This window comes from Nostoc sp. (assembly GCF_036918015.1).
Lineage (GTDB): Bacteria > Cyanobacteriota > Cyanobacteriia > Cyanobacteriales > Nostocaceae > Nostoc.
In genome coordinates, this window is sequence record NZ_JBALEO010000074.1 from 173,429 (window position 1) to 196,368 (window position 22,940).

Sequence of the window (22,940 nt, forward strand, 5' to 3'; positions counted from 1 at the left end):
CTGCCTCTTGTGCCCAATGTCCAATGCCCAATGCCCCAATCAAATTAATTGCCAAAAACTGTCTCATCATCGGCATCATCATCATCTAAATCTACTGACAAAATTGCGCCTTCACAGCTTTCAATTAGTCCGATCGCAGGGGTTTTGCTCCAATTGATGTTTGTGTTTGGCGTAATTTTCACGGTGTTTAAGAAGGGTTGCTGCGATCGCAAATGTTTCAGTTTTTGAAACATTTCTTTAGAGAACAAGGCTCCATTATCAGCGGCCAATTTTTTGTCAGTCGCAGCAAGGATGGCGTCAAATAAGCAGGCGTTGGTGAGATCGGCAGAATTAAGATTTGTCCCCATCAGGTTAGCCTGTTGCAGGTTTGTGCCTGTGAGATTTGCCTGTTGTAGGTTTGCGCCTGCGAGGTTAGCGTTTTGTAAGTTCGCGCCTGCGAGGTTAGCCTGTTGCAAATTGGCTCCAGCTAAATTCGCCCCCATTAACTCCGCATTAGATAAGTTTGTTTGCTCAAGATTTACCCCAGTTAACATCACTTGCGATAAAGAGGCTCCCGATAAATTGAGTCCAGACAGAGACTTGATTCGGGTTGCAAAAGCGCTTTTATGCAAAACCGTTGTTCTAGCAATTAGCACACTCAGCACCTCTGGGTTGAATTCTGTTAAATTGACTGGATTCCCACAAGGCCAAAATGGAATTTTTGTTTCTCGGTAGCAAGCACAAAGCAATAAAAACACATTCAGTCCCACCGCAGCATTCACCTGTTCAACATTCACAGGGTTTTGCAGTTCGTGAAAATTAGTCAAAGCGTTGTGGGCTATCCCCTCATCTAACCAACGCCCTTGACAGTAAGCACGCCAGAAAGATAATAGACGTTGAAATAAAACTTCAAACGAAAATTTGTGTTTTTGCTGGCGACGCAATCCAGCGATCGCCAGTTCTTCAATTTCTTGGCTAAGTATCCCGTAACCTAGTAAATTATAAATATTCTGGGACACACTACTGGGATCGAGTATAAAAGTGGGCGTACCATAAGCCTCATCTTGGTATTGAGTCAGAAATTTAAGTTGGGCAGCAATAGCATCTGCACAAAGAGATTCTCCTAACTTGAGATGCGAAAACTCAATTAAACTACTTTTCGCAGTGCTTTCGCCTGAGCTTTCTACATCCCAAATTTTAAAATAAAACGCTGGTAAACTATTAAATTCACCAGCCACATTAATTTGATGACGCTGCGAGTGTAAAATTTTGAGAGCGATCGCTTGCATCTGCTCAACTAAATCTTGGGGATGACGATTAGCGAGTAAATTAGCGATCGCTTCTGGAGTCCGATGGATATGAGCCGTTCCTGAACGCAGTAGCATCGTCTTGATCCCACCAATTAGCGGATAACCCAACAACCATCCACTCAGGCGATGATGAATTTCCCATAACAGAAAAGACTTTTGGGTATTAGCTGCTAACTGCAATAGTTCATCATCTAGCAATCCCTCGCGGTGCAAGATGCCCAACAAATGCAGCATTAGGGGTTGACGAACAAGGGGAGATAATTCGCTTAACTTTGATTGGCTGTTAAATAACCCTGCCTGTTTTAACAATGTAAAGAAATTTTGAGCAATGGGTAATGATTGCACTTTTGCCCACTGTTGAAACCATTGCTTGAATTCGTCCACATCCAATGGCTGAATAATAATTCGCCTCAACAATAGCGGTAGTTCCGAGACGATTTCTGGTAGAGTCGTTGAACGACTTGTCAACACAATTTTGTGGCGGTGCTGAGATTGAAAGTTCAGTAATTGCTGAATAAAAATTGCTTGTGCCCTGATACCCATAGCAGAATGGGGTAATTCATCCAAACCATCCAGCAGCAACAGACAAGGAAGATTTTCTTGCTCTAACCAAGTTGAAAGATTAACACCAAAGGCAGAATTTAGAGTTTCGATTAAAGTTTTACCGTATTGTACATCTCGCAACCTAATTACTATCGGCATCCAAGTAGGGTACAATTCCTGTGCTACCTGTGCTGCCCAAAGTTGGCAAAAACTAGTTTTTCCATAACCCGGTTCTGACTCAATGACAGCGATCGTTTCTAAATCAGTTAACTGTTGCTGTGCCCATGTTTTTAAATCAACTGGTTTAACAGCTTTTTTATCCTGCTCAGAAATATTTTCTTCTATTGGTAAGCCTTTCTGTGGCACATAGATATCCTTAAGCGCAAAGGATTCCATCAGCAAAGGGATACTGAGGTTTTTAATCAAACTTGCACGGTAATGTTCTCGGTGCAAATCAATTTTTTCACTAACTGTAGAAGCAACTTCTGGGGTGATGAAATTGGGAGATAATGAAATCCCCAAACGGAAAAATTTTTGCAGTTGGGCTAAAGGTGCAGCATTCTCGGTGACGACTACCAATATGTCACCAGGAAGTGAGTTGACTAAACGCTGTGTTAGAAGTTTAGCTTCCGCTTCCTCTGCACCATTGGCAACTAACCAAGCGATCGCAGCGTTATTTATTTGTTGCACCAGTAATGAATCTGCAACCGAAGACAGTGCTTGTTCTGCTTGAGTATCAGTCAATTTACCTGGGCTGAGGGTTTTCAGCAATCCTTGTAATTGTGGATCTTGGAGGATGAGTTTACCCACATCCTCTTTAAGTATGTGTGGTTGTATGGGTATAATTGCCCGGTCTAACCACGGTTTTTGTAAGCTTGCTTCCTGCTCTAGAATTGCTTGCAAAGCTTGGAGATAGGCAATTTGAAACGCTAGCCATGTGCCTTCGTTACGTTTTAACGGTTTTTTTTGGCTGAGGCTACGCAAAAGTTTTTCTGTCAACTGGGAAATGACACTGATTTCTTCCCAAACAATACTTAAGGGCAGTTCTAAAACCTCTGCCAAGGTACAGATATCAAAAGGCATGAGGCTTTTGAGTTCCATATCCTGAACAATACGGTAGGCAATACCTGCCAATTGCCCCTCAGAAAACTCTCTGATTTGATTGATTGCGATATGGCGTTCTGCCAACCAGTGCCGAATACTCAGGTTCATTTAATCACACAGTGAAAGCTGTTTATGGCAATTATGATCGATTTATCAGTTTGCGAAAACAGGTGACAATGGGGAAGACAAAGTTTTGTATAAAAGTTGTTTTCTGATTGGTAAAAAACAGTGCCGATCTAATTGAGTGGATTATGAGCGATCGCCCTTTAAAATTATTGTTAATCGACCAAGACCCGATTTTTCGTCTAGGATTACGGGTAGCTTTAGAAGCGATTCCTAACCTAGAAGCGATCGCAGTTGTAGAAACTGACACCGTTGCCTTGCAGATTTTAGCAGAAATTGCTGAAAAAGACCCTAACCAGGTAAATTTGGTAGTTTTAGAATTCGGTAATGGTCGTACCACCAGTCAACAGCTAGGTTTACAATTCTGTCGGCAACTCAGAGGCTTATATCCCAACCTACCAATCCTACTCCTCAGTTCTATTCAAGAACAAGGACTGCTATTAGCGGCGAAATCTGTTGGTGTAAATGGCTACTGCCCCAAAGGTACACCACTTCCTGAGTTAGTCGCCGCTATGCAAGAAGTTGCAGATGGTGGTTCTTACTGGTTCCAGGACACAGAAGCAATAATAACTCCTAACCCTTCTCTACGAGACGCTGCGCGAACGGCAGGCTCAGGGCATCGCTCCTCACTCCTAACTCCTAACTCCTCACTCCCTTTCTCTAAACTGCGAAATAATTTACGTTTGTCAGGAATTGCTAACATTGATGCTACCCTAGCCGCAGTAACAGCACAATTACAAGTTCCCGGACTACCAGTACTAGATCGAGCAATTCTAGCTGGACAGCGGCGAGAACTGCTAGCGGCTCGTTGGTTGCTAAATCGGTTGTTGGTTTCACCACAAGAAAGGCAAGCGGAAAAGATTTCGGTTGCTGATGAGCCGCCTGTGACTCCTTCATTAAGCATTCAACAAAGACAAACCCTATCACCTTTACTTAGTCCGGGAACCCTACAATCTGCCTTGTTTACATCTTGCGTTACTAAGCTTCAATTTCCTTTAATAAATGTCACAGATATACCTTTAGAAATTGATATCTTTCGTGAAGATAAAAAACGTGAATTACTTTATCTGATCCTACAAAAGTTGTCCGAGCAGTTAGATGAATTGCGTGCTTCTCAAATAGAGATAAATCAATTATATGAGCTAAAAAATAGCTTGGTACGTGATTTATGGCAAGTAGCGATTATAGACTTTTTTGGAAAGTTTTCTCGGATAAAATTAGCTAATCAAAACATAGAAATTGTTAAGTTATTGCTACAAAATACAGATGCTGTGCAAAGAGAGATTCTTCAAAAAATTCCGCTATTTTGTGAGTTGTATTCTTATCTCTTATTTCAAACAGAATTGAACATTGATAATCGCTCATATCCAGTAGTTAGCGCTGAAGCCAAGTCCCAAGCACTGATGCTTTTAGAGAACTTATTGATTCAGGTAGCGAATGGAGTAGTTCAACCACTGTTAAATTATTTAGCAGATGTAGAAGAGATTAAGCAAAACTTTTATGGACGCCAATTGATTTCTACAAGAGAGATTGAACGGTTTAGAAATGATTTGTCGTGGAAATATAGATTAAAAAATTATATAAATGAGCCAAAAGCTGTTTTTGAAAGTCGCTATGAGCTATTTGTAATTGCGCCTCGTGGCATTGCCAATACCTCAGTTTATGCTCCTCGAAATCAAGAGTTAGTAAAACTTTCTAATATTCCCTTAATAGTGACATTGCTCCTAGAATTTAGTGATGCGATCGCACCGCGTTTAAAATCACTATTAGCTGTTTTCGGTAGCGGTATAGTTTTTATCCTTACCCAAATAGTTGGTCGGGGTTTAGGTTTAATCGGTCGTGGTATTCTTCAAGGTATTGGTAGCGTTTCGTCAGTAGAAAAGAACTTTAGACGAAATAGCGATCGATCTAAGTGAAGGAGCAGGGAGGATAAAGGAGACAAGAGGGACAAGGGAAATGACAAATACTTCGGCTTCGCTCAGTACAAGTGACAAATGACAAATGACAAATGACAAATAATTTTATCGGGCTAGCAATTTCTTATATTTACGCTATCAGTCTGCTTGTAATTGGCGAGGGATTGCGTAGGCTATTTGGTGTAAAGCCAGATTTGACCCGCAAGGTAATCCATATTGGTGCAGGGATGTGGGCTTTCGGAGTCCTGCTACTGTTTAAGAATTGGGAAATCGGAATTATACCTTTTGCTACCTTTATCGGACTTAATTACCTGTTTTACCGCTACCGAATCATCGGCGCAATGGATACCCAGGATAGCTCACCCGGCACAGTTTATTTCGCTATCTCAGTGACATTGCTGTTCGGGCTATTGTGGCGACCAGATGGGCCAGTAGATAGCGTTGCGATCGCCGTAGCAGGGATAATGGCAATGACCTGGGGTGACGCACTAGCAGCATTAATCGGTAAACCTTTTGGGCAACATAAATACCAAGTGGGAAGTTCTATACGTTCCTGGGAAGGTTCAGCAGCAATGTTTATAGTAAGTACAGTAGTAATTTTCTTGGTGCTGTTACTGCTACCTGGTTCGTCGCTAAGTCCCCTAGCAACGCCTTTAAGTTTAGGTTGGGCCTTTTTGACAGCAGTAGTAACTGCTACTTTCGCAACTCTAGCAGAGGCAGTCTCGCCCCACGGCACAGATAACCTCAGCGTACCTCTAACAGCGGCGGGAGTAGTTTGGATTTTTATGCAGGTTTTTAAGGCACTCCCAATTACCTCGTTCCCAGTCTAAGACTAGAATTTCAGCCACTCATAATATAGATTCTCAATAAAAACAGCTATTTCACTGCGATATCTGCGGCGGTCTGTTACGCTCTACGGCTCGCTCTAAGCGTTGGCGCAGCCTCTCGTAGAGAAGACTTTACGCTGCGCTATCGGTATCGCACTATTAATTCAGCGATTTATACCCCTAATTTTTAGCACCTAACTTTGGAGTACTGCTACTTCATACTACAATACTACTATTTTGAAATTGGCAGTGTTCAGAAACACAATATATCTGTGATCGAGAACACATATTTTCTGATTAAGACAACTATATGATCTTTCCCACATGGACTTACAGCAAGAATACATCTTGTAACTTGATGTCCATCTTCTTTCTGTTAACTCCAGCAATATACAGTTATGCTTCATTTTCTGATTGAGCAGAAATTGTCAAAGCATACTTGAAAGGATTTCCCACAATTGAAGAAGGCAGAAGCCTGTAAGTATCAATCAAAACTCTAGTTGCGGGTGATTGCCCACTACTAGAGCAAAATTGTGTCGAGATATGTAACACCAAACACAAAGCATCCTTGCTTCAATCTCACGCTTTTAAGCGTGGGATTCAAGCAAAGATGCCTTCATACCTCCTACCTTCTGCCCTCTGAATGCATTTTTCATCAAAAAACAATCTCTAGCAACATAGGTACAATCAATATGAACTTTAAACAATTTGGTGTATTACTTTCTATATCTACAATTCTTGGACTCAACGTGATGGCGACCAAGGCTTTGGCTCAAGAGTCGCCTAGTATTACTTTTGGAGATGCAATCGGGTCTGGCGGATGTATTGTTGACGATCAGCTTCCTGGAGAGGATGGTAGAAGCTTATCGATCATCTTGGATAACTTTAGTGCATTCAATGGTCAGCGTCAAAGGTGTATTTTACGCGTTCAAACTTTTATTCCAAGTGGTTTCATCGTCCAAAATGTACAAGTACTGTACCAAGGAACTACTGATATTGATAGCAAGAGTAAAGGTACCAGCTTAGGCAGAACTTATAGCTTTAGTGGTGGTGCTCTTGGTCAAGCTGTAGCTCCCCCTAAAACTACCAAGTTTACATCTAGTAAGGCATTTGCGGAGCAAGATGAGATTACTGTTGTAGCTGCTACAGGTTTATGTAGTGGTGGTGGACAAGGATTATTAGGTATTAATCTGACTGCACAATCCTCATCAGGAAGTTCTATTTTCGTTGATACAGCCGATATCAATGCTGGGGATGTGATACTTTCTTTTGACCTAAAGCGTTGCGACTAGGTGCTTTTAGCGATTCTGCGGATAGATGGTGATACAACGCACCAAATTCCAACTTTAGTGGTCTTCAATGAGTGGGGGATTTAGACACACCACTCATTGAATCTACTGAAGGTATTCTTTTTTGAAGATTACAAATATTCTGTTAATGGAGAATAAAATTATGTTGAGATTAAGTGATGCACGTAATTTTTTCATATTAATGTGCTTGTTTTTTTTCTATTCTTATGATGCCAATTCATCTAGTACTGCTGCTCCAGTAAACAACCAGCCACGATTTTCGGTTAATAGGGGATGTAATATAACTTTCAATCCGCAAATAAGTCAGTTTACACTTCGCGCTCCTATAACTATAAAGGCACAATCGTCAAGAGCTAGATGTATCATTAGAATTGATACCTCTAATACTCAAAAGCAATTTAGGCTCGTGCCTTTAGCTTTAAAAGGTGTAGTCAAGAAAGCACCAGCACAAGTAGCTATCACATCATTTTTACTTGGCGATAAACCAACTCCATATCAAATAAGATATGGAAGCGCTATAAATTTTGATTTGACCAAGCAAATACTTCCAACTAACTATACAAGTACAGGAAAAAGTGTTTTAGGCATTAATTTAGTATTAACAACAACCGGAGGAGAATTAGAGTTGACAGATTTAAAGTTTGCACTTCAACAAAAATAATAAGCTCAATTTTGAGGGATGCTCACCAATTATGATGACGTTGCGTTTGCAATCAAGGTGCTGTCAATATTGCTAAAGGCAGCGAGAACTGCAAAGTCAGTATCCTTGTGGAAGTCAGTAATGATATAGGACTCATATCTGATTTTTGAACGACATTTTAGATAAAATCCTTATAAAACAGGCTTTTCAGTCTCAAGATGTTTTCAGAAATCAAATTGGAGTCCTATATCAGTACCTTGTTTAAGTTATTATAGTGACAACTCCGTGCGTAAGTGCTAATTCCAATTGCGGCGGAAATGAAAGAAGCCTTCTAAAAACTCTTGCAAAGGAATGTTGGTATTTAACTTTTGCTTACTCCACTCTCTTGCAGTTCGTTCTAGAATTTCTGAGAAACTGGGATAGGCAGGAGATAAATTTGCTAGATGTTTGACTTTAATTTTTTGTGATATTGCCAAGGCAATCAAATTAATTAATTCTCCAGCTTCTGCCCCCAATATCGAAGCTCCCAAAATTTCCCCATTGCGTAACACAATTAATTTACACATACCAGTGGTTTCATCCCGAAGTTGGGCTGCTGCCACTGTTTTAAAATATTGTCGCAAAACTAAAATTTTATCTCGGCTAAATATGCGTTTTGCCTGTGCCTCTGTCAAACCCACTTGTGCCAGCATAGGTACAGAAAACATCGCCCAAGGAATTGAGGAATAATTGACTCGTAATCTAGGGAAAAATAGTGCATTGTTCAAAGCAATTTTTGCTTCATAATTAGCGACATTGGCAAAGTCGTAACCACCAATTACATCACCACAAGCATAAATGCGGTGGTTAGTGGTTTGCAATTTATCATTTACCACTAAGCTACGCCGATGCCATTTCACACCTACTGCTGCCAAATTTAGAGATTCAAGATTCGGCTGTTGTCCAGTCGCCACTAGAATTTCATCAGTTTCAATGGCCTTATCTCCTGCTTGAATCCACTTTTTATTTTCAATTAGCCTCACCTGAGTTACTGGTTTTTCGGTGAGGACGCGCACACCTTCTACTTCTAACTGCGCCTGAAGCAATGTGGCTATTTCATGGTCTAGATATGGAAGAACATAAGGATGCTTGACTACCAACGTCACACTGCAACCAAACCTTGCTAAAGTTTGAGCAATTTCAATGCTTTGGGGAATTCCACCGATAATTACCCAATTTTTGGGTAATGTCGTTCCCTGAAAAGATTGCCAAATATTAGAAAGGGTTAGATAGCCAGTGGTTTGTAATCCTTCAATCTCAGGAATTTCTGGACGCGAACCACTAGCCAGCAAATAAGTACGGGCGCGTAGTAGGCGATTGTTAACAGCAAAAGCCAGTTGGGGTGAAGATTGAAATTGACCACTGCCAACGATGATATCGACTCCCTGCGCCGCTAGGATGCCTGGGGAATACTGTTCTTGGAGATTTGAGGCGACGCATTGAGCATACAGCATCGCTTCTTGCCATGCCATAGATATATGGCATTCTTCTGAGGTATCAGTGTGTGTGGCATGAATACCAAAACCAGCCGCATCCTTCAACTTCTGCGCTAGTTTACCAATTTCAGTAAGAGCATGGTGAGGAGCAAACCCATAGTCTACTTTGGGTTGTACCAGGGCAACTGTAGCACGTAGTTGGGTTGCAGCAAGTGCAGCATAGTATCCAGCAAGACTGCCGCCAATAATTACAACATCGTAGTCAACGGTCACGTGAATTTAGATTAGAGTTAGGAGTTAAGAGTTAGGAGTTAGGAATTAAGAGTTAGGAATTAGGAGTTAAGAATTAAAAACCTTTTTTAACTTATAACTCCTAACTTATAACTTATAACTCCTAACTCTCTTTTAGCGCTGTTAGTAAGCGTTGGTTATCGGACTCTTCACGTACAGCAACCCGGAAAAAGCGATCGCCTAGTTCTTTAAAACTAAGGCAATCGCGGATTAAAATCTGGTGATACTTGAGTAATTGTTGCTGTAACTGGGAAGTAGATTCTTGGGACTCAACCAGTAAAAAGTTAGCAGCACTTGCTTGGGGTTGCAATCCTGGGATTTCAGCTAAACCCTGAAACAGTTGGTTTCGTGCAGGTGATAGCCATGCCCAGGTTTGCTGCTGAAACTCCGTATCTTGGAGTGCTGCAATTGCCGCTGCTGACGCTAGTGTGTTTACGGGCCAAGGATCTCGCCATAGCTGCCATTTAACTAGGCAGTCAGGATGTGCGATCGCATATCCTAATCGCAGTCCTGGGAGACTGTAAAATTTGGTCAGCGATCGCAATACTACTAAATTCGGATATTCCTGCACCACCGGAATCAGGCTTTGTTCCTCATTGGGCGGCACAAAATCCATAAATGCTTCATCCACCACAACCAAAGCAAATTGCTCCAGGTAGGGCAAAATAGACTCCCGTGAAAATAGTTTTCCGGTTGGGTTGTGGGGGTTATTTAGCAATAGTCCCCAGTGAGTGCTGAGTGCTGAGTGCTGAGTGCTGAGTAAAACTGGTAACTCAGCACAGGCTAAACCATAGCTATCCGCTAACAGCACTCGTTGCTCATAACTAATCAAAGGACACTCCAGCACATTAGCGTTGTACGCTGCCAAGGTTCGGTAGTAGTCGCCAAAGGCTGGAGTGATTAAAATTGTCGCGGCTAATTGAGCTAATTCCCTACCGATTAAAGTGAGTAATTCTGCGGAGCCGTTACCCGGCAGAATCCACTCAGACGGCACTTGATGGAAGTGACTGAGAGCTAGTCTCAGTTCACTATAATTTGGGTCTGGATAGTGCTTAAGATTACCAATTTGGGACTTAATAGCAGCGATCGCGCTATTTGGAGGCCCCAACGGGCTGATGCTAGCAGAAAAATCCAGAATAGCATCAGGGGGACAGCCAGCCAGTGCTGCTGCCCAGGCTAAATTTCCCCCGTGTGCAGGTTGCCGCATTAAAAAAGGGTTCCCGAAGACAGAACCTATGCTTTTGGGGGTGCTACCTTTTCTCTAAACAGTTTTCCTGCGGAGAAGGCAGGAACCCTCGTCGCTGGAATTTCCATTTTTTCATTTGTTTTCGGGTTGCGACCTTCACGGGCTTTACGTTCCCGTGATTCAAATGAGCCAAATCCCACCAATGTCACCTTATCACCAGAGGAAACCGCTTCAATAATCGTTTCCAAAGCGGCAGTTAAGACTGCATCCGCTTGTTTCTTGGTAACACTAGCCTTTTCAGCTACGGCATCAACTAATTCACCTTTGTTCATGTCAAACTCCTGAAGGTTTACTTAAGATTTCAGTACGGATGCAAAATAATACATCTGTACTGAAATCTTTGTTCGCAGAAATACAAAAATCATCCTTTGGGAGTATTTTTACTCAAAACGGCTGTACATCCCATCGGCTCGACTTTTCAATGAATCATTCTAAGGTGTTGTAGCCTGATGTGGATAGATGAAACCATTAATTTATATAGATTTCAGGATTTTTTGTAATTTTAGAGTACTTGTTCCACTAAAAACCACCCCAAAAGTAGGAAAAAATACCTAGTAAATCCCGCAATTGCCAAGAAAACAGGGGAGTGGGGAGGTGGGAGATGGTCAATGTTTGTTGGCATTCATTACCGATGTTAAAGAGTTATTGCTGAGATTAAGCAATTTTTATGGAAATTGAAGGCTCAGATTCCCAATTTCTCTAAAAAGTCGGAGATTTTACTCACTTTTCATCTGATGTGGAAAATCCAATGCTAAATTTAACCCCATCGCAAGCTTCTTTAGTAGGGAAGGGGTAAAAATTAAAGCTTCTCCGCTACAAGGCTATCCATTAGTCACATCTTTCTTAACATTTATGGTGGCGATGCCTACGGCGGTAAACTACGCTGCGACAAGTTCTCCTCTGCAAGACGTTACGCGTAGCTTGCTTCCACCTAGTATTAACGTGAGTTCGATGAACCTCTCCCTCCCAGCCTCCCTCTGGGAAACGGAAAGGGAGGAGCAACGAAAAATTCAGATTTTTGCTCCCCTCTCCGTGTCGGAGAGGGGTTGGGGGAGAGGTCAAATAAGACTTGTCGAACTCACCTAGTATTATGACGAACGCAGGCACTCAATAAATCTTTGTAAGAATCAATACTGAAAGCCCCTGAGTATGTGGCTGTTGAATATCCGCGCATTCATGCCGATTGAGTCAATCCCTAGTAGAAATTTTTTGTTGCACCCAAGCCCGAAAAGCACGGGTAGTAGCAATTTCCCCATTCTTTTTAGCTTCTTGAATAAACCGAGGAATCTCCTTCACCGACACAGACGCAAAAGTAGGGCTGGTTTGAACTTCTGAATATTGTCCACCTGCAAGCGTGTAAACTCTCAACACACTGCCGTTATAACGCCAAAATTCGGGAACTCCCATTGCAGCATAAAGCCTCAGCTTGTCTATTGCAGACCTGGAATATTCGACTTCCAGCACCAGATCAGGGGGCGGGTCGGTGGCGAGGCCAATATTTTCTTTATCTCGAACTAGGGCTTCATTTTGAATATAGTAGCTACTATCTGGCTCGGCTCCCTTCTCTAAATCATCTCGCGTTAAAGTTAATGAACCAGCGCGTCTAATTTCCCAGCCCAACTCTTCGCACAGGACAACAACAAAACCTTCAATTACACGGTTTGAGTTTTCGTGTGGCATTTGTGGGGTCATAATTTCTATCGTTCCATTGTCATAAGCAAATCGGGAATTACGCTCTGAACCCATTTCAGCCAGCATAGTTTTAAATGTCTGCCAGCTGATGTTTTGCAGTAAAACCCTATTTTCTGCGGATGTTTTTATTGCCACCATAGTTTAGTTCTCCGCAACAAACTTTTTCGAGTACTGTACCCCTTAATATTACTGTTAAGGCTGAACGTAAGAAAGCGATATGATCGAAACGACTACTAGGGGTAATAAATTATGACTCAAGCCATACCAAAACTAGTAAAATTTGAAGATTTTGCAGCGTGGCGACCCGAAGGTGGAAGATATGAATTACATGATGGAGTGATTGTTGAAATGGCACAACCAGTAGGAGACCATGAAGATGTTGTAGGTTTTTTAGCAAGAAAATTAACAGTAGAATTTGACCGATTAAATTTACCTTATACAATCCCCAAAACTGCGCTGGTAAAACCAACTAATTCGGAATCTGCCTATTCCCCAGATGTGCTATTACTCAATCGCCCTAATTTAATCAATGAGCCGCTATGGAAAAAAGAATCAACTGTAAGCCTTGCAGCATCAATTCCCTTAGTAGTTGAGGTAGTTAGTACGAACTGGGATGATGACTACTACACAAAACAGGGTAAGTATGAGGGTATTGGAATTCCTGAATACTGGGTTGTAGATTATCTCGCTCTAGGTGCTAAAAAGTTCACTGGCAATCCCAAACAGCCTACTATATCTATTTATCTATTAATCGATGGTGAATACCAAGTTACTCAATTTAGAGGCAGCGCTAACATAGTCTCGCCTACTTTCTCGGAATTGAATTTAACCGCCGAACAGATTTTTCAAGCTGGATATCTACCAACTTAGCCACAACCCTACTTGCTGTTTTACACTACTAAAAAATGTCAGTTCAAGAGGCGTAAATATGAAAATTAAAGAACAACTTATCGAAGAAATTGAATCAGCACCAGATGCACTTTTGACTGAAACACTTAATTTTTTACGTTTTTTGAAAACAAAGCAAACTCAAGTGCAACCAACACAACATCAAGTAGAATTTGCTAGTCATACTACTGTTAATTCCACAGGAAGCTCACTTCTAGAACATCTGAAAACTATAGGTACTTGGGAAGGTGATGACTTAGAGGAGTGTCTAAAACTAGTAATTGCTAGCCGTGGTCAAGCAGAGTTTAATGAAGATAATCCTTTTGAATAATGTACCTACTCGATACAAATCACTGTAGTCTAGCTATTTTAGGTAATGTCAATATATTAAGTCGCCTTGCTGAGATTGAAAACAGTCTAGTTTCAACTTGTGTCATTGTGCAGGGAGAATTAATAGATATGGCAGCACGTTCTCAAAAACAACAAATTAATTTAGCATTAGTAAGAAATTTTATTACAGGTATTTATATTTACAATATTGACCAGCAAACTGCTAATATTTATGGTCAACTCAAAGCTGCTTTATTCAATCAATTTGCACCAAAAGAAAAAAGTAAACGCAGAAAAACTAAATTAACTGATTTAGGTTTTGGTGAAAATGATTTGTGGATTGCTTCTATTGCTCTGCAACAAAATCTCACTATTGTCTCAGCCGATAGCGACTTTCAACGTATTCAACAAGTCAGAAAATTATCTGTTGAATCTTGGATTACAATCTGAAAACTTACATTTTTTCGAATCTTTTTTAAGTTATTTTCATTCTTCTCTACCCTGTAGCCCACCTCTGCGACTGGCGAGTTCTTTTTCGATTTCATCTTCATCTAATAAATGTTTACCAGAAGCAACAATCCTAGTGCGAATTTGCTGTAAACGTTCTCCCAATGGGACTTTATTTGCAGAGTTTTTCAAACCAAGAAATTCAACAAAATCTAAAATTTCCTCTTGTTTTTCTTGTGGAAGAGAACGCCACTTTGTTAATAAGTCTTGTTCTGAACTCATTAGTATTTACCCACTACTGCTACTTCTATTGTGATTGGGTATTTTTATTGTAGAATGACATTTAAACTTAAACCTACTCGTAAAAAAAGAAGATCCCCAACTTCTTAAAGAAGTTGGGGATCTGAGTCTTTAGTAGAGGTGACTCACTTACTGATTATCTTTATCACCTGCCAGGACTCTTCAACCCACGACGCTCAAGGATTTGCCGCACTTCAGGGCTAGGGGCGTAGTTATAGCCGTAGGAGGAGTTATCAGAGTCATCCATAATCTGAGGTGTAAGCAACACAATTACCTCTTGACGCTGGTTCTGTCTGTTTGTACTTCTAAATAGCGAACCAATCAGTGGGAGATCGCCTAAGATAGGAATTTTGGAAACCGCTGTTCGGTCTTGGTCTTGAATTATACCACTCAGGATTAGTGTTTGACCATCTCGTAAGCGAATTAAGCCAGAAGTAAGAGAGCGCTCAGACACTAAAACAATTTGTCCATTTCCTGTATCTTGTGAGGCGGAAGGAGCGCTGACAGTAGGGGCAACCGATAAAGAAACGAACCCATTATCGTCAATCCGCTCAATTTTTACACTCAAGGTTAAGCCAACTTTTTGTTTCTCAATTGTTCTTTCTGTCCTAGAACCACCAGAAGTATCCGTTGTTTCCAGGGTTATATTTCCCACTACTTCTTGAGTCAGATTTACCAGAGCTTGCTGACCTTCTTGGACAATTAAGGTTGGGTCGGTCAAAATTTTGGCATTGCCATTTGTAACCTGAGCCTTCAAACTAGCGAGAAGACTTTTGGTAAACCGATATGGTGATGCAATAGTACTAGCAACATTATTGATGATCGGTGTACTAGTCAAGCTATTTCTTGCTTCATCACTAGTAGCTGGTCTAGCACCGCCAAAATTCAGAGAGGCGACACCACCATCATTGCTAAAGTAGTTGTTACCAACCCCAAAAGAAAAGCTAGTGTTGTAATCCTGAATGTTCGAGAGGTTGACATCAATAATCTTGACGTTGACTGCCACTTGACGACGGCGGATATCAAGCTGAGTTAGTTGAGCCATCGCAATCTCAATGAGTCTAGGAGAGCCAATTAGGGTTAGGGAATTGGTACGCTCGTCTCCTAATGCCTGTAAACCTCTTAGTAATGGACTAGAGTCTTTAAAATCAACGCGTAGAGGTTGAACTTGGGTTTCTGTAGTCGTCTGAGTTTGGGTGATGGGAGCAGCCGCATTACCCACAGCCACAGCACTAACGCTAGTAACTTGTCGTTCGCGGCTGACGGCACTTTCTGCTCCCAATGCTACCAAAAAATTCAGGGCGACTCCTACCGTTACCTGATTGAGTCGCATACTACGCATAACCATGTCACGGGTCGCATTAGGTAATTTAGCCCCGACAAAAACTGTCCGACCACTACGGTTAGCTTCTAAACCACTCAGGCGCAAAACGTAGTTAAATACATCTTGCACTGGCTCATTTTCTATATCTAGCGAGATTGTTTGAGAAACTGCTGGTGCATTAGCACCGCCACCTGCCTGTCCTCCACCACCTTGCTCACCTCCGACGTAAGCCAGGTTCAAACCAGCAGCACGGGCAAGCAATGATAAAACCTCACGTACTGGGGCATCTCGCAGTACTAGACGAGGTACACGTTCCTGAGTTGCTAAGTCAACAGTGCTAGGAGAAGCATCGGTAGCGGAAATAGCAATATCTCCCACTGGTGGGGCGACGGCTCTAGGTAAGAACGGTGGAGCCTGACTTAGAGGTTGACCTGGCCCAGCAGCTTGTGCAGGTTGTCCGTCAATAGTTACTTCCGGGTTAGGAACGAGAACACCTGGATTTTGACCAGGTTGGGCTGGAGTAGTAACGGGTGGTGCTGTGGATGTTGGGGCTGTTGGCGTTGGGGCTGTTGGCGTTGGCGCTGATGCTGTAGTGCCTGTTGAAGGGCTAAAGCTGAGTGTAATTCCATTTGGCGATCGCATTACAGGTTGACTGCCAGGTGCATCGTTGCTGCCAGTTACTGTCACCCGAACACTATTAGCATCAAGCTGACTAACCTCAACAGATGCAATTCCTGGTGCTGGGTTATCTTGACGAAAACTATTACCTTGTGGTAATCGTAATTGAGTGTTGATAACATCAGCAACTAAAGCCTTGCCTCTTTTCGTAGTGAAAACTTGGGGGCGTGACCCAGAAGAAGTTTTCAAAGCAACGCTAATTCCACCATTAACGGGATTTAACTTGACATCAGTAACTTGACTAATTTGTGCCCAAACTGGTTGAGCCGCCAAAAATACAAAAGCGGCAGTACCTAAAATAAAACTATTACCGTGAAGCTGTTTCACAGTTCATTCCTCACCTTATAAAACCCTGTTTACATACAATTTTGATTAGGCGGTTAGAAACCGCACGCCAATTGCTTATGGGGTTTCCCCATTGGCGCTAGCTTCTTCCTGTGGGAGAAGACCGCACTTTGACTACACGAGACTTTACCCACCTACCCTGCAAGAACGCCAATGGAGAACGTGAGTTTTCAAAACCCTCAATTATTTCCTTAGTCTGCGGGAAGGTTTGTCTACGCTTGTGTAGCCGCGAATTCTATTCGTCCTCTCATGTGACTACTTTTTCGGGGCAGCTGTAGCAGCAGCTGCGGCTATTTCTTCTGGACTAAGTGGCATCAAGACCTGTAACTGGAATGATGTATTAATCCCTGCTGGGCCTACCTGCATCGGCGTTTTATCTAATGGGGATCTTGTCTCTGCTGGAGCCAAAGTTGCTTGATAATCTTTAACTATTAACAAAGGCTGTAACCGCTCAATGTTACGAATTATCGATTGTGTTTGTTCATAAGTTGCTGTAATCTCAGCGCTGATAGTACTGCGTTGCAACTTGCCGTTAACCCCTACTCCTAGACTTCCATCGGTAATCGGTTCTGGTTTTTGGGAAATCGGCACATATTTCTTCAGTTTGGCTCTTACTGCATTAATAGAAGTTGCACTATTGCCAGACTCAATTAAGCGGTTCAAATCCAATAGCAATGTATCTAAGGTTTTTTCGTTAGCAAATAAACTTAAAACCTGAACTTTTTGCTGCTTTGCCTGTGCTAGTTCGTCTTTAACTTTGTCAATCTGTTTGATATTGGCTTTTTTTTGCTCAATTTGCCCTTGCAGTTCAGTGCTTTTGGCTTGCTGCTGCTGATAGCTTTCCCAAGCTGGCATCAGCAGGTTTAACAATATATAACCTGCTCCTGCTAAACCAATTACCCCCACTATGATCCCAATAATTTTTGGTGTGAAGGCAATACCAAATACCACACGTGGGGCTGGCCCTGCCTGATCGAATTCCCCACCATGTTCGGCAAAATTTAAATCATCACTCAGCGTCATTTTGAAATGACTCCTGTTTGTTGCATATTACGAATTCGAGTTACTAACCCCACTGTGCCTTTTTTTTCTAACTCTCGAATTAATTCCGACGCTGGAACGTCGTTCATGCTCGATTGAATAGTGTATTTAACTACTTGAGGTGGCTTAATAATTACATCATTAGAAGATTGACTCGCACTTGCTGTTAAGGGAGCCTCTACTAACGTTGCTGTGAGAATTCTGGTTTCTGTGGGCTTTAAAAACTGAGACTGTTGTAAACTCAATAAGAAATCATTGACATCATTAAAGGAACGAGCCAATCCGTTAATTTCTAATCCCCCGGCGGGATTATTTGGTGGCTGACCTGCCGCTACTGCAATGGGTGGGATTTGCTTGATGTTCTCGATTTGCACTGCCGTTGGGATGCGATCGCGCAAATCTTGCAGCATTGCTGACCAAGGACGAATCTGGTCAAATACAGTTACTAAAGCTTGGGTTTCCCCTTTAATTGCATTTGCCTCGGCTTTGATTTTGTTAATATTTCCTATTTCTGTATCTAACCTCTTGCTTTCTTGGTCTAGTTGTGCAATTTGACCATCTAATTCAACAATCTTCCCTTGCAGCAACCACCAACCAACTCCGAATAAAGCCGGAAGACCTATACCTACTGCAACTCCCACATACAGTAGTGTCAAATCCCCCGTAGGAAATTTTAGAGCTATTCCTCCCTTTCTCTCTGGCTTTTTCTGGAATGCTGGGCGGTCTTTAAGAAAGTTAACATCTAGGCTGTACATTTTGTTACACCTCCCGCATTCCTAGACCAAGTACAATCGCCAAGCCAGAGCGTTGTACCTGTGGATATTTATCAGTGTCAACTTCCAAAGATAAAGACCCGATTGGATCTATTTGGGTAGTTGGCAAACTCAATCGTTGAGTAAAAAATTCATCTAGCTGTTGAAGTCCACCTCCTGGCCCAGCTAATAAAATCTGCGCTACCTCCAAATTTTCACTTTGATTCAGGTAAAAATCGATGGAACGGCGCAGTTCATCTGTTAGTTCTCCCAAGACTCTCAATATGGCAGCCATGCCAGGATCGAGTTCGGTAACGCCAGTTTTACCACCGTCTATGGGAGTTGCAGGAATAACCATTCCGTGTAACAGTTCCATGTCTCGTGATGTAGGTAAGCTCATTGCCCTTGCTAAGGCAGTTTGCATTTGATAAGTCCCGATGGGGACTGTGCGCGAAAATTGCGGCACTCCGTTAACGATGATGGCGATTTCTGTACTGTCGAACTCGATATCAACTAGTACTGCTGCTTCTTGCGGCCCAAATTGTCGCAGTTGTTCGCGAATAGTCCGAATCAGAGCAAAACTGTTAATTTCTAAAACATCAATGTGTAATCCTGCCTGCTCGAAGGTACTTATATAGGTATCCGTTATCTCCTTACGGGTGGCAACTAGGAGTACGTGTACTTTTTCAATGCCATCTTCATCTACAAAATACCCAAGTTTCTGATAATCTACATCAGCCTCTTCACGAGGATAGGGTAAATACAAACCTGCTTCATGGTTCAGCACCATTTCTCGCAGTTCTTTATCGTCTAACTCTGCTGGCACTGGTATAATCCGAACGATAGAATCTCGTCCTGGTACACCAGTCGCAACGTGAGAAGTTTTGATTTTGCTCTCAGCTAGCGCTTGCTGAATTAATTGCGCCATTGCCGGAGGGTCGCTGATTTGACCATCGATAACTATCCCTTCTGGAACTGCTACCGATGTATAGATTTCTAATTTCAAGCCTTGACCCTGCTTGCGTAGCTGAACAACATTTACCCGTTCGGGAGCAAGTTCAATGCCTACCCCTTTTTTCGATTTGCCAAACAGACTATTGAAGCTTTTTACCACAGTTGTGCCCGCTGGACTGCTAAATTGAAAATTTAAATTTGTTGCAGTAAAGGCGTTATATATTACGTCTTTACGGGTAATTTATTTAGCCTATAATCTCAACAATTCTGTCTAAGCTTTTCACACCGATCAAGCGTAAAAATACTGGGAAAATGATTCAATTGCGAAAATTTAAACAACTTGTTGCTTTGGTACTGCTTGGCTTATTAACCAGTTGGATTGTAAGTTGCAGCACAGGTAATGTTAATACAAGTACAAAACAAGCTACTTCAGGAGTGGGAACTGTTGAGTTTTGGACAATGCAACTCCAACCTCAATTTACCGACTACTTCAAAAGCCTAATTGCGAATTTTGAATCGCAAAATCCAGGTATAAAGATTAACTGGGTTGATGTACCTTGGGCAGCAATGGAGAACAAAATATTAACAGCTGTCTCCGCAAAAACGCCACCTGATGTAGTCAACTTAAATCCGGGTTTTGCTTCCCAACTTGCCGGACGAAATGCCTGGTTAGATTTAGATGCGAAAGTCCCGAATGATGTACGTTCCTCCTATCTGCCGAATATCTGGAAAGCAAGTACGCTTAATGGTAAGAGTTTTGGGATTCCCTGGTATCTCACCACACGGTTAACCATTTATAACACTGATTTATTAAAACAGGCAGGTATCAATAAAGTCCCCGCAACCTACGCAGAATTGGCACTAGCCGCGCAACAAATTAAAGACAAGACGGGTAAGTATGCCTTTTTTGTGACTTTCGTACCGCAAGATTCCGGTGAAGTGCTGGAATCTTTCGTGCAAATGGGAGTCACCTTAATAGATGCTGAGGGTAAAGCGGCGTTTAATTCAGCACAAGGAAAAGCCGCGTTTCAGTATTGGGTAGACTTGTATAAAAAAGGTTTGCTTCCTAAAGAGGCTTTAACCCAAGGACATCGCCACGCGATCGATTTATACCAATCTGGAGAGACTGCCTTTTTAGCTTCTGGGCCAGAGTTTCTGAAAACGATCGCAAATAATGCCCCAAAAATTGCTCAAGCTTCGGGAATAGCACCTCAACTCACTGGTGACACAGGAAAGAAAAATGTCGCGGTGATGAACATAGTTATTCCCCGCGATAGCAAACAACCAGATGGCGCTGTGAAGTTTGCTTTATTTGTCACCAATGACGAAAATCAGTTAGCCTTTGCTAAAGCTGCAAATGTCCTACCTTCTACAATCAAAGCATTGTCTGATACTTACTTTAAAGATGTTCCAGCTAATGCTTCAACAATAGAAAAAGCGCGAGTTATGAGTGCTCAAGAACTGCCAAAGGCAGAAATATTGACCCCTACATTGAAGGATTTTAATAAACTGCAAAAGGCTGTTTATGAGAACTTGCAAGCAGCAATGTTAGACCAAAAAACTGTAGATAAAGCTGTAGAGAATGCGGCGCAAGAGTGGAACAACAGATAAATTCGTAATTCGTAATGACGCTCGAAGACTCGCTAACGCTACGCTAACGTAATTCGTAATTATGATTTACGAATTATATTGGTGGCTGCTAAAAAATCGCCGACTAAATAAAGGGAACCACACAAAACGATTAAATCTTCTGTGGTAGCGGTTGTGGTGACGGCTGCTAGTGCTGTGAATAAATCTGGATGGATTTGGCGATCGCTTAATTCGGGACAGAGGCTGTAAGCTAGATTTGATAAGTAGTCTAGATCCGCAGAAGTCCTACCCGCCCAAGGTTCTACTGGTATTGGCACTAAATAAAGGTGATCGCCTGGTCGCAGTAAAGCGGTAAAAATATCAGTATGATCCTTATCGGCAAACATTCCCATAACCCAATTTATGGGTTTGGGGTTAACTGCGTCTAAGCTATCAACATACTGGCGGAGAACTTGGGCGGCGGCGGTATTATGAGCGCCATCAAGTAATAATTTATGGTTTTTCCAAGTAGTCCATTGCATCCGCCCCGGCCATTTAGTTTTGGCCATGCCGTTAGTTATGGCTTCTTCTGAAATCTGCCAACCCTGTTGTTGGAGAATTTCTAAAGCGGCTAAAGCCAAAGCTGAATTAGTTAACTGAATTTGTCCCGCTAACGGCAACGGATATTTAATAGAGTGATGGGCTGATTCTTTAATTTCCCCCTCTGCCCCTCTTCCCCTCTGCCCCTCTGCTTCACATATATACTCTGCCCATCCTGTAGCGATTTGACGGGCAGGTTGAGGTGTAAAAATCGGGCATTGTAATTCTAAGGCACGCGATCGCACCACTTTGTCTGCCTCTGGTGGTAATGGCCCAACCACAACGGGACATCCAGGTTTAAGAATACCTGCTTTTTCTCTAGCAATATCAGCGACGGTAGGGCCAAGTTGTTGCCAGTGTTCGCGGCTAATGGAAGTGATGAGCGTAACCAAAGGTTCCAAGCAAACATTGGTAGCATCTAAGCGCCCTCCTAGTCCGACTTCTACCACAGCCACATCAATTTGTTGCTGGGCAAAATATAACCAAGCAGCCGCCGTAATTACTTCAAACTGAGTTGGCGGCTCGTCATCAGGGCGAATAACCGCTTGGACTTTTTCTAATAATTGACTCAATTCCTCAGAGGAAATTGGCTGTTCATTCAGACAAATACGTTCCGTCCAATCAACTAAATGGGGGGAAGTGTAGCGTCCTGTACGATAACCAGCCTCAGTGAGTACCGAGGAAAGATAGGCACACACTGAACCTTTGCCATTAGTGCCAGCAACATGAATAACCGGGACTTGGTGATGGGGATTGCCGAGATTTGCCAATAGATTGACAATGCGATCGAGTCCCAAATGGACACCAAAGCGTTGCAGGGGTTGTATTACAGAATCGATATTCAATGAAGAGGGAGTGGGGGGATGAGGGGGACAAGGGGGACAAGGAGAATAACCTATGCCCAATGCCCCATTAATTTATATGAATAAAACCGACTGTCCTTGTAAAGAGAAACAGTCGGTTGGAGAGTAATGATATTGAGCCGAATTTAAGCTTCTCTATCCAAAAAGCCTTGAATTTGTCTTAAAGCCGCAGCGCCAATATTAAACACTGCCCAGCTAGCTGCAATAGCAACTGGTGCTAAAACGATCGCTATACGAAAATCGATATCCATATCTAGAACCCCTCTCTTAAGTAGAAATTAAAGTTTTGTCAACAGCTCTCATTTTTATTTTTAGCTGAAGTGGGCAATTTTTCCAAATACAAATGTAAAGAATGTTTAATTTATGGGGCACTTGTACTGAGCGAAGCTGTTG

At 42.2% G+C, this 22,940-nt stretch carries 20 protein-coding genes; 8 read left to right on the forward strand and 12 right to left on the reverse strand.

Features of this window, described 5'->3' with window-relative positions; all coding sequences use genetic code 11:
• Window positions 1–44: 44 nt before the first annotated feature.
• Window positions 45–3,044 (reverse strand): pentapeptide repeat-containing protein, encoded by a 3,000-nt coding sequence (locus V7K61_RS21085; protein ID WP_335056190.1) that lies wholly within the window; start codon window positions 3,042–3,044, stop codon window positions 45–47.
• A gap of 143 nt (window positions 3,045–3,187) precedes the next feature.
• On the opposite strand from V7K61_RS21085, the gene V7K61_RS21090 reads away from it, so the two are divergent.
• From V7K61_RS21090 to V7K61_RS21105, 4 genes are all read left to right on the forward strand, one after another.
• On the forward strand, window positions 3,188–4,975 hold the full coding sequence (locus V7K61_RS21090) for a DUF3685 domain-containing protein (RefSeq protein WP_335056346.1): 1,788 nt from the start codon (window positions 3,188–3,190) through the stop codon (window positions 4,973–4,975).
• A gap of 92 nt (window positions 4,976–5,067) precedes the next feature.
• Window positions 5,068–5,805 carry a diacylglycerol/polyprenol kinase family protein gene (locus tag V7K61_RS21095; protein ID WP_335056192.1) on the forward strand — a complete coding sequence of 246 codons (738 nt, stop codon included), beginning with the start codon at window positions 5,068–5,070 and terminating at the stop codon, window positions 5,803–5,805.
• A 689-nt stretch (window positions 5,806–6,494) separates the two neighbouring features.
• A complete protein-coding gene (locus V7K61_RS21100; RefSeq protein ID WP_335056194.1) occupies window positions 6,495–7,094 on the forward strand; it encodes a DUF4360 domain-containing protein in 600 nt (199 codons plus the stop codon).
• Window positions 7,095–7,254: 160 nt separating this feature from the next.
• Complete coding sequence (locus tag V7K61_RS21105; protein ID WP_335056196.1) at window positions 7,255–7,773, forward strand: hypothetical protein; 519 nt, start codon at window positions 7,255–7,257, stop codon at window positions 7,771–7,773.
• A gap of 275 nt (window positions 7,774–8,048) precedes the next feature.
• Here the strand turns inward: V7K61_RS21105 and V7K61_RS21110 are convergent, their stop codons facing one another.
• From V7K61_RS21110 to V7K61_RS21125, 4 genes are all read right to left on the reverse strand, one after another.
• Complete coding sequence (locus tag V7K61_RS21110; protein WP_335056198.1) at window positions 8,049–9,500, reverse strand: dihydrolipoyl dehydrogenase family protein; 1,452 nt, start codon at window positions 9,498–9,500, stop codon at window positions 8,049–8,051.
• A gap of 121 nt (window positions 9,501–9,621) precedes the next feature.
• Window positions 9,622–10,725 carry a threonine-phosphate decarboxylase CobD gene (cobD, locus tag V7K61_RS21115; RefSeq protein ID WP_335056200.1) on the reverse strand — a complete coding sequence of 368 codons (1,104 nt, stop codon included), beginning with the start codon at window positions 10,723–10,725 and terminating at the stop codon, window positions 9,622–9,624.
• 26 nt (window positions 10,726–10,751) lie between these two features.
• Complete coding sequence (locus tag V7K61_RS21120; RefSeq protein ID WP_010998076.1) at window positions 10,752–11,036, reverse strand: HU family DNA-binding protein; 285 nt, start codon at window positions 11,034–11,036, stop codon at window positions 10,752–10,754.
• A 916-nt stretch (window positions 11,037–11,952) separates the two neighbouring features.
• A complete protein-coding gene (locus tag V7K61_RS21125) occupies window positions 11,953–12,594 on the reverse strand; it encodes a Uma2 family endonuclease (protein WP_335056202.1) in 642 nt (213 codons plus the stop codon).
• Between the two features lie 111 nt (window positions 12,595–12,705).
• Here V7K61_RS21125 and V7K61_RS21130 point away from each other — a divergent pair, with 111 nt between their 5' ends.
• Genes V7K61_RS21130 through V7K61_RS21140 form a run of 3 tightly spaced genes read left to right on the forward strand, consistent with a single transcriptional unit; the run spans window position 12,706 to window position 14,124 of the window.
• Window positions 12,706–13,326, forward strand: coding sequence for a Uma2 family endonuclease (locus tag V7K61_RS21130; protein ID WP_335056204.1), 621 nt, complete (start codon window positions 12,706–12,708; stop codon window positions 13,324–13,326).
• 58 nt (window positions 13,327–13,384) lie between these two features.
• Window positions 13,385–13,675 (forward strand): DUF2281 domain-containing protein, encoded by a 291-nt coding sequence (locus tag V7K61_RS21135; RefSeq protein ID WP_335056206.1) that lies wholly within the window; start codon window positions 13,385–13,387, stop codon window positions 13,673–13,675.
• Entirely contained in the window at window positions 13,675–14,124 is a 450-nt protein-coding gene (locus tag V7K61_RS21140; protein WP_335056208.1) for a type II toxin-antitoxin system VapC family toxin, read from the forward strand. Before V7K61_RS21135 ends, V7K61_RS21140 begins: the two co-directional genes overlap by 1 nt.
• Window positions 14,125–14,160: 36 nt before the next feature.
• Here V7K61_RS21140 and V7K61_RS21145 read toward each other — a convergent pair whose 3' ends face one another.
• The 5 genes from V7K61_RS21145 to pilM form a co-directional block, all read right to left on the reverse strand.
• On the reverse strand, window positions 14,161–14,403 hold the full coding sequence (locus V7K61_RS21145) for a hypothetical protein (protein WP_335056210.1): 243 nt from the start codon (window positions 14,401–14,403) through the stop codon (window positions 14,161–14,163).
• 163 nt (window positions 14,404–14,566) lie between these two features.
• Window positions 14,567–16,750 (reverse strand): AMIN domain-containing protein, encoded by a 2,184-nt coding sequence (locus V7K61_RS21150; protein ID WP_335056212.1) that lies wholly within the window; start codon window positions 16,748–16,750, stop codon window positions 14,567–14,569.
• A 273-nt stretch (window positions 16,751–17,023) separates the two neighbouring features.
• Window positions 17,024–17,791, reverse strand: a complete 768-nt coding sequence (locus tag V7K61_RS21155) for a pilus assembly protein PilO (RefSeq protein WP_335056214.1) — start codon at window positions 17,789–17,791, stop codon at window positions 17,024–17,026.
• Window positions 17,788–18,564, reverse strand: a complete 777-nt coding sequence (locus V7K61_RS21160) for a PilN domain-containing protein (RefSeq protein ID WP_335056216.1) — start codon at window positions 18,562–18,564, stop codon at window positions 17,788–17,790. Before V7K61_RS21160 ends, V7K61_RS21155 begins: the two co-directional genes overlap by 4 nt.
• Window positions 18,565–18,568: 4 nt before the next feature.
• A complete protein-coding gene (gene pilM, locus V7K61_RS21165; RefSeq protein WP_094347393.1) occupies window positions 18,569–19,675 on the reverse strand; it encodes a type IV pilus assembly protein PilM in 1,107 nt (368 codons plus the stop codon).
• Window positions 19,676–19,827: 152 nt separating this feature from the next.
• Here pilM and V7K61_RS21170 point away from each other — a divergent pair, with 152 nt between their 5' ends.
• Complete coding sequence (locus tag V7K61_RS21170) at window positions 19,828–21,126, forward strand: ABC transporter substrate-binding protein (protein ID WP_335056218.1); 1,299 nt, start codon at window positions 19,828–19,830, stop codon at window positions 21,124–21,126.
• 59 nt (window positions 21,127–21,185) lie between these two features.
• On the opposite strand, the gene V7K61_RS21175 is transcribed toward V7K61_RS21170, so the two are convergent.
• On the reverse strand, window positions 21,186–22,529 hold the full coding sequence (locus V7K61_RS21175) for a bifunctional folylpolyglutamate synthase/dihydrofolate synthase (protein ID WP_335056220.1): 1,344 nt from the start codon (window positions 22,527–22,529) through the stop codon (window positions 21,186–21,188).
• A 143-nt stretch (window positions 22,530–22,672) separates the two neighbouring features.
• Entirely contained in the window at window positions 22,673–22,798 is a 126-nt protein-coding gene (locus V7K61_RS21180) for a photosystem II protein Y (protein WP_292747505.1), read from the reverse strand.
• Window positions 22,799–22,940: the final 142 nt, after the last annotated feature.

Coding starts and splice junctions, on each gene's coding strand:
- V7K61_RS21095 (WP_335056192.1), top strand. CDS start 5,068: ATGACAAATAATTTTATCGGGCTAGCAATTTCTTATATTTACGCTATC.
- V7K61_RS21130 (WP_335056204.1), top strand. CDS start 12,706: ATGACTCAAGCCATACCAAAACTAGTAAAATTTGAAGATTTTGCAGCG.
- V7K61_RS21140 (WP_335056208.1), top strand. CDS start 13,675: ATGTACCTACTCGATACAAATCACTGTAGTCTAGCTATTTTAGGTAAT.
- V7K61_RS21120 (WP_010998076.1), bottom strand. CDS start 11,036: ATGAACAAAGGTGAATTAGTTGATGCCGTAGCTGAAAAGGCTAGTGTT.
- V7K61_RS21170 (WP_335056218.1), top strand. CDS start 19,828: ATGATTCAATTGCGAAAATTTAAACAACTTGTTGCTTTGGTACTGCTT.
- V7K61_RS21125 (WP_335056202.1), bottom strand. CDS start 12,594: ATGGTGGCAATAAAAACATCCGCAGAAAATAGGGTTTTACTGCAAAAC.
- V7K61_RS21085 (WP_335056190.1), bottom strand. CDS start 3,044: ATGAACCTGAGTATTCGGCACTGGTTGGCAGAACGCCATATCGCAATC.
- cobD (WP_335056200.1), bottom strand. CDS start 10,725: ATGCGGCAACCTGCACACGGGGGAAATTTAGCCTGGGCAGCAGCACTG.
- V7K61_RS21145 (WP_335056210.1), bottom strand. CDS start 14,403: ATGAGTTCAGAACAAGACTTATTAACAAAGTGGCGTTCTCTTCCACAA.
- V7K61_RS21135 (WP_335056206.1), top strand. CDS start 13,385: ATGAAAATTAAAGAACAACTTATCGAAGAAATTGAATCAGCACCAGAT.
- V7K61_RS21180 (WP_292747505.1), bottom strand. CDS start 22,798: ATGGATATCGATTTTCGTATAGCGATCGTTTTAGCACCAGTTGCTATT.
- V7K61_RS21155 (WP_335056214.1), bottom strand. CDS start 17,791: ATGACGCTGAGTGATGATTTAAATTTTGCCGAACATGGTGGGGAATTC.
- V7K61_RS21090 (WP_335056346.1), top strand. CDS start 3,188: ATGAGCGATCGCCCTTTAAAATTATTGTTAATCGACCAAGACCCGATT.
- V7K61_RS21160 (WP_335056216.1), bottom strand. CDS start 18,564: ATGTACAGCCTAGATGTTAACTTTCTTAAAGACCGCCCAGCATTCCAG.
- V7K61_RS21100 (WP_335056194.1), top strand. CDS start 6,495: ATGAACTTTAAACAATTTGGTGTATTACTTTCTATATCTACAATTCTT.
- V7K61_RS21105 (WP_335056196.1), top strand. CDS start 7,255: ATGTTGAGATTAAGTGATGCACGTAATTTTTTCATATTAATGTGCTTG.